Source organism: Arthrobacter sp. ISL-30, assembly GCF_018613855.1.
Taxonomy (GTDB): Bacteria; Actinomycetota; Actinomycetes; order Actinomycetales; family Micrococcaceae; genus Arthrobacter.
In genome coordinates this window covers 139,425-154,020 of record NZ_JAGGPK010000003.1, presented here as the reverse complement: position 1 = coordinate 154,020, position 14,596 = coordinate 139,425, and the positions used below count along the sequence as shown (strand labels likewise).

Sequence of the window (14,596 nt, the reverse complement as noted above, 5' to 3'; positions counted from 1 at the left end):
CCCTATACCGGGGTACTGATGTTGTTTGGGGGCCGGGTGTGGTTCGGGGCCGGTCAGGAAGGATTGGCCGGTCAGGAAGGATTGAAGGACAACCCCTGGTCATCCATGGCCTCCTGAAGCTGGGCCATGGCGGTGGGGCCGATGCCATGCAGTGCGGCAGTCTCCTTCTCGCCGTAGTCCACCAGCTGCTCGAGGGTTTCAATCCCCTCATGCGCAAGGGCCCTTCGCGCGGGCGCCGACAGGCCTTTGGGCAGGGGGGTGTGTCCGGGCCAATTGCTTCGTCTAGCCATGAATGTGCCCTCCTGGTATCGCCGGGTGTTTCTTAGAGGGTAAAGCCAGCGCCTGCTTTGGGCGAGTGCTTGGCCTTGAAAGTCGACGTGTCCCCGAAGGGTGCGGCGCCGATGCTGAGCTTGGTAAAGTCCAGGTCCTCCCCGCGGATGCAGACCTTGATGGCGTTCACGGCCTTGTTGACGTCCGGGCAGAGGCAGAAAATGTTGAGCCGCGAGTCTGCGATCTCAGAGCGTTCCACGGTACCAAGTCCACGCCATGCCAGATGACCGGTGAGGGCTGCCGTGGCCTTGCGTTCGAGGTACTTGTCCCGCTCAGTGCCGTCCTTGGATTTGAGCGCGAACTGGGCAACCACCCAGTGCTGTTCTTCCTGCGGGATCTCCGAAAAGCCGTCTTCCTGGCACTGCGCTGCAAACGCCTCCATAAGGCCGTTCCCCGCATCTTCGCCGTCGACGTCGGTGGCATCCGTTTCGCTCTGGTGCCCGACAGCCCCGTGATTTACCACGAATTGGCCGAATTCCTCGTCGACCCATGCTTCCCTGAAGCGAAGGGTGCCGTCGTCGTCGCGCTTATATACACGGATGATGCCGCTCATGTGATCCTCATAGTTTGGGCAGGCTTCCCGTGGTGGGGTGTTCCTGCCCCGGGAGCGGCCGGGCGAAAGGCACCTTGGTGCCAAGGACTTGGGCCACGACGTCGTGCGTGATTTGCTGTGCGGTCAGCCCCACCCGTTCCAGGATCTGCTTGCGGGTGCCGTGGTCCAGGAACTCGACCGGCAGCCCGACTTCGTTCAGGGCAGTATCCACGCCCGCTGCGCGCATCTCCTGGCGGATCCTGGAACCTACGCCTCCGGCGCGTACGCCGTCCTCGATGCAGATCACGAGGCGGTGCCGGGCGGCGAGGGCGATGATCGATTTGCGGACCGGCAGTACCCAGCGAGGGTCCACCACTGTGGAGCTGATGCCTTGGGCTCCCAGGCGGGATGCGACGTCAAGGGAGAGTTCGGACATTGCCCCCACGCTGACAATCAGCACATCGTTCTCGGTGGAACCTTCCGGGCGGCGGGCAAGGATGTCGACGCCATCATGGAGGCGTTGCAGGGCTTCGACCTCGCTGCCAACGCTGCCCTTCGAGAATCGGACCACCGTGGGTGCATCGTTGACGGCCACAGCTTCACGAAGCTCTTCACGGAGCCTGGTGGCGTCCCTAGGGGCGGCCAGGTGGAGCCCGGGGACGATCTGGACCATGGCCATATCCCACATGCCGTGATGACTGGCGCCGTCGGGGCCAGTGACCCCTGCACGGTCCAGGACCACAGTGACGCCGGCTTTGTGGAGCGCCACATCCATGAGGAGCTGGTCAAAGGCCCTGTTGAGGAACGTAGCGTAGACGGCGACGACGGGATGCAGCCCGCCGAAGGCCATTCCCGCCGCAGAGGTCAGGGCGTGCTGTTCGGCGATTCCGACGTCGAAGACCCGCGACGGGTGGCGTTGGGCGAACTTGTGAAGGCCGACCGGAATGAGCATGGCACCGGTGATGCCGACGATGTCCTCACGCTCGTCGGCGATCTCGGCTATTTCATCGGCAAAAACCGATGTCCATGACTCGGCGCCCGGAGAGCCGGTGGGCTCCCCCGTTTCGGGATCGATGACGCCTACAGCGTGGAACTGGTCGTCTTCGTGCGCGCGTGCGGGGGCGTAGCCGTGGCCCTTCTCCGTCATCGCATGCACGATGACGGGGCCGCCGTAGTTGCGCGCGGTGGTCAGGGCGTTCTCCATGGCCTGGAGGTTGTGGCCGTCCACAGGACCGATGTACTTCATGCCGAGGTCCTCGAACATACCCTGGGGAGCCCACCAGTCCTTGATGCCCTTCTTCATGGCATGCAGGCTCTTGTAGGTGAACTGCCCCAGCGGGCCGCCGCTCTGGAGCCTCTTCTTCCACCAGTCCAGGGCCACTTCGTAGGCAGGAGCTGTGCGCAAGGAGTCGATGGTGGGACGCAGCGAGGCCAGGTAGTCGGCAAAGCCTCCCACCGTGGGTGCGTAGGAGCGGCCGTTGTCGTTGACAACAATCACCACCCTGCGGCGCTTGTCCGCGGCGATGTTATTGATGGCCTCCCAGGCCATTCCGCCGGTCAGGGCGCCATCGCCGACGACGGCAATCACGTAGCGGTCGCCGTCGCCCGTGAGCATCCGGGCGCGCGAGATGCCGTCGGCCCATGACAGTGAGGAGGAGGCGTGGGAGCTCTCCACGATGTCGTGCTCCGACTCGCCACGGTCAGGGTAGCCGGAGAGGCCGCCCTGTTGGCGCAGGGTGCTGAAATCCTGCCGACCGGTCAGGAGCTTGTGGACGTAGGACTGATGGCCCGTGTCAAAAACGACGCTGTCCCGCGGGGAATCAAAGATTCTGTGGACCGCAAGCGTGAGCTCGACGACACCCAGGTTGGGACCCAGGTGCCCGCCAGTCTGTGACACGTTGGAAATCAGGAACTCCCTGATTTCGCCGGCAAGCTGGTCCAGCTGCGCCTGGGACAGTTTGCTCAGGTCCTGCGGACTCCGGATTGTCTCCAAGATTCCCAACGGCCCCTCCTTAGGGTGATAGACATGCCTTTTAACTCTAACGCCTCGGGCTGTACCCCCAACCCCGGAAAGCCAGCAGCCCCGGCTGGTTCGTGACCTGCCGGGGCTGCTGGTTCGACGTCGTCGAGGATTCCCTTATGCCGAAATTTGGCGCAGCACGTACTGCAGGATACCGCCGTTGCGGTAGTAGTCAGCCTCGCCCGGGGTGTCGATGCGCAGGACCGCGTCGAAGGACTTGGTGGTGCCGTCCTCGGCCGTCGCGATGACCTTGAGCGTCTTCGGGGTAGTGCCGTTGTTCAGCGCCGTGACGCCCTCGACCGCGAAGGTCTCGGTTCCGGTCAGGCCCAGCGTCGCGGCGGATTCACCGGCCGGGTACTGCAGGGGCAGGACGCCCATGCCGATCAGGTTGGAGCGGTGGATGCGCTCATAGCTTTCGGCGACGACCGCCTTGACACCGAGGAGTGCGGTTCCCTTGGCTGCCCAGTCGCGGGACGAGCCGGAGCCGTATTCCTTGCCGGCCAGGACCACCAGCGGGGTACCGGCTGCCTGGTAGTTCTGCGCGGCGTCGTAGACGTAAGCCTGCGGGCCGCCGTCCTGGGTGAAGTCCCGGGTGAAGCCACCCTCGACGCCGTCCAGGAGCTGGTTCTTGATACGGATGTTCGCGAACGTTCCGCGGATCATGACCTCGTGGTTGCCACGGCGGGAGCCGTAGGAGTTGAAGTCCTTGCGCTCTACGCCGTTGGCGAGGAGGTACTGTCCCGCAGGGGTGTCCGACTTGAAGGAGCCGGCCGGGGAAATGTGGTCCGTGGTCACGGAGTCCCCAAGCTTCAGCAGGACTCGGGCACCGGTAATGTCGCTGACCGGGTCCGGCTGGGCCTTCATGCCTTCGAAGTACGGAGGCTTCCGGACATAGGTGGAGTTCGGATCCCAGGCGAAGGTGTCGCCGGCCGGGGTGTCGAGGGCCTTCCAGCGCTCGTCGCCGTCGAAGACGCCCTCGTAGCCCTTGGCAAACATGCCTTCGTCGATGGAGGAGTCGATGACCTGCTGGACCTCAACCGGGTTCGGCCAGATGTCCTTGAGGAAGACGTCGTTTCCGGCTTCGTCCTTGCCCAGGGCATCGGTGTCGAAGTCGAAGTCCATGGTGCCGGCAAGGGCATAGGCGATGACCAGCGGCGGAGAAGCCAGGTAGTTCATCTTGACGTCCGGGTTGATGCGGCCTTCGAAGTTGCGGTTTCCGGAGAGCACCGCGGTCACGGAGAGGTCGTTGGCCTGGATGGCCTCGGAGATCTCGGGCTCCAGCGGACCGGAGTTGCCGATGCAGGTGGCGCAGCCATAGCCGACGATGTAGAAGCCAAGCTTCTCCAGGTAGGGGGTCAGGCCTGACTTCTCGTAGTAGTCGGTGACAACCTTGGAGCCCGGGGCAACCGAGGTCTTGACCCATGGCTTGGCGGTGAGGCCCTTGTCGACGGCGTTGCGCGCCAGCAACGCGGCGGCCAGCATCACCGAGGGGTTCGAGGTGTTGGTGCAGGAGGTGATCGAGGCGATCGAAACTGCCCCGTGGTCCAGCTCGAATTCGCGGCCGTCCGCAGTTACCACGTGCGCCGGCGAGGACGGGCGGCCCTCGGCACCTTCGGCTGCCGACTCAACCCGCGACGTCTCCGTGGCGTGCGCGTCTGCATGGGTGAAGGACGGAGCGTCGGATGCCGGGAAGGACTCCTCGAGTGACTCATCCACGCTGCCGTCTTCAATGGCGACATAGTTGTGGATGTCCTTGCGGAACTGCTCCTTGGCATCGCTGAGCTCGATGCGGTCCTGGGGACGCTTCGGGCCGGAGATGGACGGGACCACAGTGGACAGGTCCAGTTCGATGAACTCCGAGAAGCGCAGTTCGCGGGAGGGATCGTGCCAGAGGCCCTGTTCCTTGGTGTAGGCCTCGACGAGGGCTACGTTTTCCTCGGAGCGGCCAGTCAGGCGAAGGTAGTCGAGGGTGACGTCGTCGATGGGGAACATGGCTGCCGTGGAACCGAATTCCGGGCTCATGTTACCGATCGTGGCGCGGTTGGCCAGCGGCACGGCGGCCACGCCTTCACCGTAGAACTCCACGAACTTGCCAACGACGCCGTGCTTGCGCAGCATTTCGGTGATAGTCAGCACGACGTCCGTAGCAGTGGCGCCGGCGGGGATGCTGCCGCTGAGCTTGAAGCCAACGACGCGCGGGATCAGCATCGAGACCGGCTGGCCGAGCATGGCAGCTTCGGCTTCAATGCCGCCAACGCCCCAGCCAAGGACACCCAGGCCGTTGACCATGGTGGTGTGCGAGTCGGTGCCCACGCAGGTGTCCGGGTAGGCGCGCACGACGCCGTCCACTTCACGGGTCATGATGGTGCGTGCCAGGTATTCGATGTTGACCTGGTGGACGATGCCGGTTCCCGGCGGGACAACTTTGAAGTCGTCGAACGCGGTCTGGCCCCAGCGCAGGAACTGGTAGCGCTCACCGTTGCGCTGGTATTCGATCTCCATGTTGCGCTCCAGTGCGCCGGAGTTTCCGAAAGCGTCGATCTGCACCGAGTGGTCGATGACCATTTCCGCGGGTGCCAGCGGATTGACCCGCTTGGGGTCGCCGCCGAGGTCCTTGACGGCTTCGCGCATGGTGGCCAGGTCAACGACGCAGGGGACGCCAGTGAAGTCCTGCATGATGACGCGGGCCGGGGTGAACTGGATCTCGGTGTCGGGCTCGGCATTGGGATCCCAGCCGGCCAGGGCGCGGACGTGGTCAGCCGTAATATTGGCGCCATCCTCGGTCCGCAGGAGGTTTTCAAGCAATACCTTAAGGCTGAACGGAAGGCTTTGGGCGCCTTCTATGGAGTTCAACCGGAAAATTTCATAATCGGTGCCGGCTACATTCAGTACGCCTTTGGAACCGAAGCTGTCCACAGTGCTCATGGCAGGACTCCTCTCGCAACAGTTTCATCTTTGTCGCGCGGTTGACCGCTTGCTAGTTAGGCGTGCCTTACTTTGAGGCGGGGCACAGGGGCAGCCGAATACACTGGCGCGACCCGGGACCATCAGCCCCGGCTATCAGCCCCATCGTAGTGCCAACAAGGCTTTTGGGGCAGGGCCTGCGGCACCCCCGGCGCATGTCCTCACGGCGGCCCCACGGCGCCCGCCCATCCATAGTTCCCGCACAGGGGGCCTTAGGATTCGGGCACCAACAGGGCAACAGTTTCCAGATGGTGGGTGTGCGGATAAAGATCGAAGGCGCGCAGACGCTCCAACCGCCACCCGCCCTGCTGGAAGTAACCGAGATCACGCGCAAAAGAAGCCGGATCACACGACACATAGGCCACCGCGCGCGGTCCGGTGGCAATCAGCTGGTTCACCACGTTCTTGCCTGCCCCGGCGCGGGGCGGGTCCAGGATGAGGGAATCGAAGCTTCGGGCGCGCTGGCGGAGGATCCGTTCGACGCGACCCTGGACGATTTCCACCTGCGGCTGGCCATGCAGGTTCTTGCGGGCATCACGGCTGGTGCCGGGAGACCCCTCCACCGAGAGCACGGATCCGGTGACCCCTACTGCATCGGCAAGGGGTGCCGTAAACAATCCTGCTCCCGCGTACAGATCGGCAACGACGGCTCCCGAGGCGAGATACCCGCCGTCGTGCAGGAAGTCCCTTACCGCTCCCACCAGCGTCTCGGGAGCATCCTTGTGGATCTGCCAGAAGCCCTCGCCGGTGACCCGGTATTCGTGCCCCGCGGCACTTTCCTGCACCCAGGTACGCCCGCGGAGCTGCAGCACTTCACCCTTTTCGGGATCGAAGGTAGCCACGGATATGTCCTGGGGAAGGCGGGCCAGCAGGGCATTGAGTCTCTTTGGGCGCATCCCCTCCGACGGGGCCAGCAACACCAGGGGCCGCGAGCCGTTAGCCGGGGCGGCCACTTCCACGCGGCCTATTCCATTCAGCTCGGCTTCCCAGAGCCTGAGGTCATTGATTCCGGAACTCGCCAGAGGCATGTCCCTGACAGGGATAACGACGTCGGAGCGGTGGGGGTGCATGCCCAGATGGCCGCCCGGCGTGACGGCGAAACTTGCCCGGGTACGCCAGCCGAGTCCGTTGTCGGCACTGCTTCCTGCTGCAGCTCCCACCGCCTCGACCTCGGTCAGGAGTTCGATTCCGGCGAGCCGCTTTAGCTGTTCGGCGAGCACCTCGGCCTTCAGGGCACGCTGCCTCTGGAGGGAAATGTGCCCCAGTTCCGCACCGCCCACGGGAGGACCGCCGGCCTGCCAGGCAGCAACCGAATCTGCCAGGTCCCAGACGTGGGGCACTCGGTCCGGTGATGGTTCAAGGACCTCGACGACGTCGGCTCGCCAGAAGCGCGACGCCTCTCCGGCGTCGGTCAGGCGTATGCGCACCCTCTCACCGGGGATGCCATGGCGGACGAAGATCACCCTGCCTTCATGCCGGGCAACGAAATGGCCGCCGTGCGCAATGGGGCCGATTTCAACCACCATTTCCGTTCCTGCCGAGGTGGTTGGCAGGGCAGCAGAGGTGTAACCGGAAGTGTCGGGCGAATTAGTGTGGGGGGTCATGTCAGGTCCTGGAGGCTCTTGGCTTCTTCAGAGGATTTCAGCTGCCAAGGGACGCTTGCCACCATGACACCAGGCTCGAAGTGAAGCCTTGTCTTGATTCGGAGGGCCGTCTGGTTATGGACCAGCTGTTCCCACCATTTGCCGACCACGTACTCGGGGATGTAGACAACGATGAGGTCGCGCGGTGATTCCCTCCGCATGTTCTTGATGTATTCCATGATCGGAGTGACGGTTTCACGGAACGGACTCGCGAGGACAGTGAGGGGCACCGGAATCTCAAGCTTCTCCCAGTCTCGGATGGTCTGCTGGGTTTCCGTCGGATCAATGTCTACGATGATGGCATCCAGCCTTGAAGGCCTCGATGCCCGGGCGTAGGCGAGGGCCCGGAGCACGGGCTTACGGACATGGGAGACCAGGATTACGGCATGAACGCGTGTTGGCAATGCCCGCGGGGAGGAATCCTCGTCAATGGCCAGCTCTTTGGCCACGTTGTCGTAGTGCGCCCGGATGCTCCACATGATCAGGTACAGCACGAACATGGCAAGCAGCGCGATCCAGGCGCCCTGTTCGAATTTGGTGACCAGCACGATGGTCAGGACCAGCGCCGTCATCCCGAAACCCACCATGTTGATAGTCCGGGACTTGATGATCCTGAGGCGTGCAGCCCTTTCCCGTGCGAGCTTCAGTTCCCGGCCCCAGTGCCGCACCATTCCCAGTTGGCTGGCCGTGAAGGAGATGAAGACGCCCACGATGTATAGCTGGATAAGTTTTGTGACGTCGGCGTTGAAGGCGAGGATCAACACGAGAGCGCCTGCGGCGAGGGCCAGCACGCCGTTGCTGAAGGCGAGCCGGTCCCCCCTTGTCCTCAGCTGCCGTGGCAGGTAGCCGTCCTGGGCAAGGATGGAACCCAGGACCGGGAAGCCGTTGAAGGCTGTGTTGGAGGCGAAGACGAGGATAACTCCGGTAGCCGCGACCACAATGTAGAACGGAATGGAGCCGGGACCAAAGATGGTCTGCGCGATCTGGCTGATGGCGGGGTTCTGGATGTACCCCTCCGGGAGGGGCCTGCCGTCGAGCAGGAATTCTGTCGCCGGATCCAGCACGATATGGACCTTTGTGGCGTTGGCCAGGTAGATGATGCCGGCGAGCATGGCGGAGGCGATCACGCCCAGCAGCAGCAACGTTGTAGCCGCGTTTTTGCTCTTGGGCTGCTTGAAATTGGGCACCCCGTTGCTGATGGCTTCAACGCCGGTCAACGCAGCGGCGCCCGACGAGAAGGCCCGAAGTAGAAGGAATGCGCCGGCGAGGCCCACGAGGCCTTCGTCAAAACCGGGCGCCGGAACAATTTCGAAGGCCGCGGAGGGTGCCAGGCCAAGCTGCCCGGTCATCGCCTGGAAGATGCCGATCGCGGTCATGCCGAGGATGGACGCCATGAAGATGTAGGTCGGAACGGCGAAGACCCGGCCCGCTTCCTTGATGCCCCGCAGGTTGGCCAGCGCCAGGATCACGACGCCGATGGTCGCGATGAGGGCCTCTTCTCCGTGGAGCGCCGGAACTGCGGTAGAAAGGTAGGTGGCTGCCGAGGACATCGACACCGCGACTGTCAGGACGTAATCGACCAGGAGTGCGCTCGCAACGGTGAGCCCGGCCTGCTTGCCAAGGTTCACGTTGGCGATCTCGTAGTCTCCGCCGCCGGACGGGTAGGCATGTACATTCTGGCGGTAGGACGCGACGACGGTCAGCAGGACAACCATGACCGCGAGACCGACCCACGGGGACAGGGCCACAGCGCTGACGCCTGCGAGGGCAAGGGTGAGGAGGATTTCGTCCGGGGCGTACGCCACGGAGGACAGGGCATCCGAAGCGTAAACAGGCAGCGCGATCCTCTTGGGGAGGAGGGTATGGACCATCCGCTCGTTCCGGAACGGCCGGCCCACGAGGACACGCTTCAGAATTGTCAGCACTCCACAAAGCTAGTCTGATTCCCGCTTGATGTCATGACGGCTCCGCGCCCCGGTAGAGTCGTAGCAGCAGGGGGGTTAATCCGCCTGCGCGCACTGGAATGCGCCGAACCGGCAAGTCAGGAGGCATAGTTGGCCCACTTCGTGATCATGGGCTGTGGACGTGTTGGAGCAACTCTCGCCCACACCCTTGAAGATGCCGGCCATTCCGTTGCCATCATCGACCAGGACGAACGCGCCTTCCGGCGGCTCCGCAGCGGCTTCACGGGACGGAAGGTTACCGGCGTCGGCTTTGACCGTGACACGCTGAAGCAGGCCGGCGTCGAAGAGGCCTATGCCTTCGCCGCAGTATCCAGCGGTGATAACTCCAACATCCTTGCCACCCGCGTGGCCCGCGAAACCTTCCACGTCTCGCACGTAGTCGCCCGGATCTACGATCCCGGGCGGGCCGAAATCTACCAGCGCCTGGGCATCCCCACAGTCGCAGCGGTCCGCTGGAGCGCCGACCAGGTCCTCCGCAGGATCCTTCCAGAGCAGCACATGGCCGGAGATTTCCGCGAGCCCTCCGGCCGCCTTGTCCTCGCTGAAGTGGACCTGAACGCCGGATGGATCGGGCACTCCCTTGCCGAAATCGACAAGGCCGCAGGAATCCGCGTGGCTTATGTCACCCGGTTTGGCGAGGGCCTGCTCGCCGGGCCCGGCACTGCCTACCAGGAAGGTGACACAGTCCACGCCATGCTCGCGTTGGAGCGCAGCTCAGAAGTGGCCCGCATCCTCGCCAAAGCCCCCGTCAAGGAGTCGTAGTGAAGGTTGTCATTGTAGGTGCCGGCAGTGTTGGCTCCTCCATCGCGAGGGAACTTCTCGCGCACAAGCACGAAATCCTCCTGATCGACCTCAAGCCCGAAGTCATCGGCAAGAGCGGCCTGCGTGGAGCCCATTGGCTTGTAGGCGATGCCTGTGAACTGAGCACGCTTCAGGACGCCAGGCTGGAAGATGCCGACGTCGTTGTTTCGGCCAGCGGTGATGACAAGGTCAACCTGGTGGTTTCCCTGCTGGCAAAAACCGAATTTGGTGTGGGCAGGACGGTGGGGCGGGTCAACAATCCCAAGAACGACTGGATGTTCAACGACTCCTGGGGAGTTGATGTTGCGGTGAACACGCCGCAGCTGATGACTGCCCTGGTTGAGGAGGCCGTGGAGATAGGGGACCTTGTGAGGCTCCTGACGCTTCAGACCGGAGTTTCATCGCTCGTGGAGTTCACCGTTCCGCATGATTCGCATGTTATCGGCAGCACCGTGGGAGCCATCGACTGGCCAGAGGATACTACCCTCGTGGCGATCCTGCGGGACCACGCTCCCATCACTCCCAGCCGGGACGACGTGATCGACGGCGGCGACGAACTGTTCTTCGTCACTACCATCGCGGCTGAGGACGGCCTCAGGTCGCTCTTGTCCCCCAGCGGGGCCGCGACCGAGACTCCCTCAGTCGTCACCAGCGGGGAAGCCGCGGATCAGGCGCCCGACGACGACGGCTTCGACGGCTGAGGCGTCGCGGGTACGGGCCGAGTGAGCAGCCAGGCGACCCACAGTCCAAGGATGTACAGTGGAGCGCCCATCAGCAGGCGAGTGGTTGCCAGCGCTGCGAGCCCTTCCTCACCCAGGAAGTAAAGCGGAACCTGCACCACTAGCCGAAGCGCCAGGACCGTGACGATTACCCAAGTACCCAAGGCATACACCTTCACCCGTCGGGGGTCCTTGCGCCACTCAAGTCCCTCGCTGCGAATGAACCCGAAAAGGAGCCCCGCTATCGGCCATTTGAGGGCGATCGATATCACCATCGCCAGGATGTAGCCGATGTTGGTGAAGAAACCCAGGACGTAGAAGTCCTCGGCCTTGCCTGTGGTGTTGGCGAGCCAGGCGGAAATTCCGACGCCAACGATCCCGGCCAGTGCCTGGGTCAGCGGACGCCGCTGCACCAGCCTGACCACGGTGAAGGCGGCTGCGGCAGCAAGGGCTGCCACCAGGGAAATCCCCAACTCCCGGGTCACGGTGAAGCAGACAAGGAACACGAGTCCTGGCAGGATGCTTTCGGCGATCCCCTGGACGCCTCCGGCAGATTTCAAAACGTCGATGTTGCCGTCGCTCCGGCGGTGAAGGCCCGCCTTCTCCGCGTAGCCCGCAGCGACGCCGGCAATCGTCGGCGTTGGATCCTGGGCTTGACGCTCGGAGACCCGTTCGGCTGGGACCTGCCCGGGTGAGACAGGCTCAGGCGAGACATCCTCAGGGGACGGGCCTGACGTCGGCGGTTTCTGCGGTTCTGAGCCGTTGGCGACGGTCATGGATTCTCCTGGCGGGACAGTATCTCGTAGCGGGGGTTGAACATTGTGTGCAGGCCGTCGCGCATGGTCACCATGCCTTCAAGGCGCAGTCGCACTCCGGCTTCGATGCCGGGAACGCGTCGCCGGCCCAGCCACACGACCCGAAGGCGTTCATGGACGGGCGAACGCTTCCACTCTTCCACAGTGTCAGTGACCATCGCAGAAAAGGATGCCTTCTCACTGGCGGGTTCAAAGGTCACTGATTCGATGAAGCCGCTGCAGGCGATCCGTCCCCGCTGAGGAAGATCGCGAAGGGTATTAATCTCGACGTACTCAGCCGGCGTGGCCATATGGACGCCGTCAGCCAATCTGCGTGATCTCCGGGCCCCGCTCCGGTTTCTCGAACGCCGGAGCTCCCTGGGGTGCTCCATGCTGTCCGGGAGCTGCAGCGTCTTTCGGAAGGCGGAGCTGCAGGAGGTCACGGGGAGGCATCGGGTTGTCGCCCCGAATCACGACTACCTGGCGGAAGAGTCCTTCCAGCCCGGCGGCGGCTTCGCGACTCAACGCCGCTTCGCCACCAAGGACGCCACGAAGGAACCAGCGGGGACCGTCGACGCCCATAAAGCGGGCAGCACGGTAGCCACTACTGCCGTCCGCGGCCTGGGCCGGCAGTTTTGCTACCAGCTCCTTGCCGAATGTGCCGTCGATCTCCTCGACTTCGCCGCCCTGGCTCGCGACAGACTGTCCGATCTGTTCACGGATTTCGTCCCAGAGACCTTCGGAGCGCGGGGCCGCGAAGGCCTGGAGCTGCAGGCTGGAGCCATTCAGGTCCATGGTGACGGCAACCACGCGCTGGCTGGCTTCCTCGACTTCCAGGCGGAGCTGCAGTCCTTCCTGGGGCGCGATGAGGAGCGCACCGAGGTCGACGTAGCCATCCCGGCTGTCGATCTCGCTGATATCAAAGGGACCCTTCGCCAAACGGAGGTCACCCTTGGCGGCGGTCGCGCCGCCTTCCTCCACCGGCACTTCAGTGGCAGCGTCAGTGGCTGCCCTGGCCTTCCGCTCGCCAGGTGTTTCCGCATGGCCCGCCTTGGACTTCTTGCCGCGTCCAAAAAGCATTGGATTGTCTCCTTAGTAGTGGCCCTGATCCAGCACGCACCGTAATGCGGGGTAGCTGGATGGCATGGCCGATCAGTGGCCGCGTCCGGCCGGCATCGCTACGCCAGTGGCGCGGAGAAGCCTCCGGTCGATCCAAATCCGCCTGATCCGCGCACGGAGCCGGAAAGTTCCTCGACTGGCACGAACTGGGCGTACTCGACGCGCTGAATAACCATTTGGGCAATTCTATCGCCGCGCTTGAGCTCAATGGGGTACTGGCGGTCCGTATTGAGCAGCGTCACCGCAATCTCCCCACGGTAGCCGGCATCGACGGTGCCAGGGGCGTTGACGATCGTCAGTCCGTGCTTGGTGGCAAGACCCGAACGCGGGTGGATCAGGGCGACAAAACCGTTGGGCAGGGCAATGGACACCCCAGTGGGGACCAGCTTGCGTTCACCGGGTTCAAGGAACACGTCCTCGCGCGCCCTCAAGTCGGCGCCCGCATCACCCGGGTGCGCGTAGGACGGAGCTTCCAAACCGTCGTCGAGCATTTTCAGCTGGACCTGAAGGGTCGGCGCACCATACTCCCGGGGGCTGGCGTCGGGCTGGTTCATCACGGCAGTTTCATCGCTCACAGTCATTCACTCTAGTGCCGGGCTGGTGCCGGGCCCAAGATGGGGCCAAGGGAGCAGAGGCGGCGGAGCGCGGGAAGCAAAGATGAAAAGACCAGTGAAAGGTGGAAAGCTGGGCTCATGCCCGACGTAACCCCGCCTTCCCCTGCCCCTAACGCCCCCTCAGGAGAAACCCAGCCCGTTTTTTCTGAAAAGCTGTGGCCGGCATGGTGGATCTGGCTGGTTTCCGTGGGCCTGTCGGGCGCCGGCATCCTCGTGTTCGCCCCGATTAGCATCACCGCGGGAATCATTGCTGCGGCTGTGATTTTCGCGATCATCGCCACGATGCTCGCGCTGTCCACGCCTCGCATTTCCGTCACCCCGGAGACCCTGCAGGTGGGCCGGGCCAGCATCGAGCGCCGCTTCGTCGGGACGGTGCGGACCTTCCGGGGCGAGGAGGCGACGGCGGAACGCGGCACGCGTCTGAACGCCACGGCCTTCCTCTGCATCCGCGGTTGGATCGACCCGGTCGTACGAATCGAAATCACCGACCCCGCAGACCCGACCCCTTATTGGCTGGCATCCACGCGGAGGCCTGAGGAGCTGGCTGCCGCCCTCGGGACGCCGCCAGCATGACGTCAACCCACCGGGGCCAGTAGCCCCGGGCTGTTACCCTTCGGACCGCTACCCTTCGCACTCCGTGCAGAAGAACTTTCCGTCCCTCTCGAGAGCTATCTGTGAGCGGTGCTTGACGAGGAAGCAGTTGGAACAGGTGAACTCGTCGGCCTGCGGGGGCAGGACGCGCACAAGAAGTTCCTCCCCGGACAGATCCGCCCCTGGCAGCTCATAGCCTTCCGCGAGCTCGGCTTCGTCCAGATCGACAGACGGAGACTGCTTCTCGGTCCGGCGGGTTTTCAATTCCTCAATTGAGTCCTCGCTGGCGTCTTCTTCAGTTTTCCGAGGGGCATCGTAGTCTGTAGCCATGTTCCCTTCTTAGTGTTCGGCAGCGGGCTGGTGTCGCCCTGCTCCCGCTGCTCCTGAACCGCTAGCCGGTTCACCGATGTAAACGCCGGCGAGCAGCTTTTTGTGCCCGATATCGGCCAGATTGTCCTCCTCCCCTGCCGCAATGTCCAGCAGGCTTGAAGATCCCGGAATTTGC

Annotated in this window: 14 protein-coding genes; 3 read left to right on the top strand and 11 right to left on the bottom strand. The window is 63.8% G+C overall.

Going from position 1 to position 14,596, the window contains the following annotated elements; all coding sequences use genetic code 11:
- Positions 1–71: 71 nt before the first annotated feature.
- From J7E82_RS00975 to J7E82_RS00950, 6 genes are all read right to left on the bottom strand, one after another.
- On the bottom strand, positions 72–290 hold the full coding sequence (locus tag J7E82_RS00975) for a hypothetical protein (RefSeq protein WP_214859470.1): 219 nt from the start codon (positions 288–290) through the stop codon (positions 72–74).
- Positions 291–322: 32 nt separating this feature from the next.
- Positions 323–883, bottom strand: a complete 561-nt coding sequence (locus J7E82_RS00970; protein ID WP_214859469.1) for a hypothetical protein — start codon at positions 881–883, stop codon at positions 323–325.
- A 7-nt stretch (positions 884–890) separates the two neighbouring features.
- A complete protein-coding gene (dxs, locus tag J7E82_RS00965; RefSeq protein WP_214859468.1) occupies positions 891–2,864 on the bottom strand; it encodes a 1-deoxy-D-xylulose-5-phosphate synthase in 1,974 nt (657 codons plus the stop codon).
- Positions 2,865–2,999: 135 nt separating this feature from the next.
- Positions 3,000–5,807, bottom strand: a complete 2,808-nt coding sequence (acnA, locus tag J7E82_RS00960) for an aconitate hydratase AcnA (protein WP_214859467.1) — start codon at positions 5,805–5,807, stop codon at positions 3,000–3,002.
- A 251-nt stretch (positions 5,808–6,058) separates the two neighbouring features.
- Positions 6,059–7,450 (bottom strand): TRAM domain-containing protein, encoded by a 1,392-nt coding sequence (locus J7E82_RS00955; RefSeq protein WP_214859466.1) that lies wholly within the window; start codon positions 7,448–7,450, stop codon positions 6,059–6,061.
- Positions 7,447–9,360 carry an APC family permease gene (locus tag J7E82_RS00950; RefSeq protein ID WP_214859628.1) on the bottom strand — a complete coding sequence of 638 codons (1,914 nt, stop codon included), beginning with the start codon at positions 9,358–9,360 and terminating at the stop codon, positions 7,447–7,449. Before J7E82_RS00950 ends, J7E82_RS00955 begins: the two co-directional genes overlap by 4 nt.
- Before the next feature lie 183 nt (positions 9,361–9,543).
- Between J7E82_RS00950 and J7E82_RS00945 the strand changes: the two genes are divergently transcribed.
- Together J7E82_RS00945 and J7E82_RS00940 are read left to right on the top strand one after the other, a co-directional pair.
- A complete protein-coding gene (locus J7E82_RS00945) occupies positions 9,544–10,215 on the top strand; it encodes a TrkA family potassium uptake protein (protein ID WP_214859465.1) in 672 nt (223 codons plus the stop codon).
- Positions 10,215–10,955, top strand: a complete 741-nt coding sequence (locus J7E82_RS00940; RefSeq protein WP_214859464.1) for a TrkA family potassium uptake protein — start codon at positions 10,215–10,217, stop codon at positions 10,953–10,955. Before J7E82_RS00945 ends, J7E82_RS00940 begins: the two co-directional genes overlap by 1 nt.
- Here J7E82_RS00940 and J7E82_RS00935 read toward each other — a convergent pair.
- The 4 genes from J7E82_RS00935 to dut all read right to left on the bottom strand — a co-directional run bounded on the left by J7E82_RS00935 (position 10,922) and on the right by dut (position 13,467).
- Positions 10,922–11,749, bottom strand: coding sequence for a DUF3159 domain-containing protein (locus J7E82_RS00935; protein WP_214859463.1), 828 nt, complete (start codon positions 11,747–11,749; stop codon positions 10,922–10,924). The genes J7E82_RS00940 and J7E82_RS00935 overlap by 34 nt on opposite strands.
- Positions 11,746–12,078 (bottom strand): hypothetical protein, encoded by a 333-nt coding sequence (locus J7E82_RS00930; RefSeq protein WP_214859462.1) that lies wholly within the window; start codon positions 12,076–12,078, stop codon positions 11,746–11,748. Before J7E82_RS00930 ends, J7E82_RS00935 begins: the two co-directional genes overlap by 4 nt.
- A 10-nt stretch (positions 12,079–12,088) precedes the next feature.
- Positions 12,089–12,847 (bottom strand): DUF3710 domain-containing protein, encoded by a 759-nt coding sequence (locus J7E82_RS00925; protein WP_214859461.1) that lies wholly within the window; start codon positions 12,845–12,847, stop codon positions 12,089–12,091.
- Between the two features lie 98 nt (positions 12,848–12,945).
- Entirely contained in the window at positions 12,946–13,467 is a 522-nt protein-coding gene (dut, locus tag J7E82_RS00920; protein ID WP_374223571.1) for a dUTP diphosphatase, read from the bottom strand.
- Between the two features lie 111 nt (positions 13,468–13,578).
- Here dut and J7E82_RS00915 point away from each other — a divergent pair, with 111 nt between their 5' ends.
- Positions 13,579–14,073, top strand: coding sequence for a DUF3093 domain-containing protein (locus J7E82_RS00915; protein WP_214859459.1), 495 nt, complete (start codon positions 13,579–13,581; stop codon positions 14,071–14,073).
- Between the two features lie 48 nt (positions 14,074–14,121).
- Here the strand turns inward: J7E82_RS00915 and J7E82_RS00910 are convergent, their stop codons facing one another.
- Positions 14,122–14,421 carry a DUF4193 domain-containing protein gene (locus tag J7E82_RS00910; protein WP_214859458.1) on the bottom strand — a complete coding sequence of 100 codons (300 nt, stop codon included), beginning with the start codon at positions 14,419–14,421 and terminating at the stop codon, positions 14,122–14,124.
- Positions 14,422–14,596 lie beyond the last annotated feature (175 nt).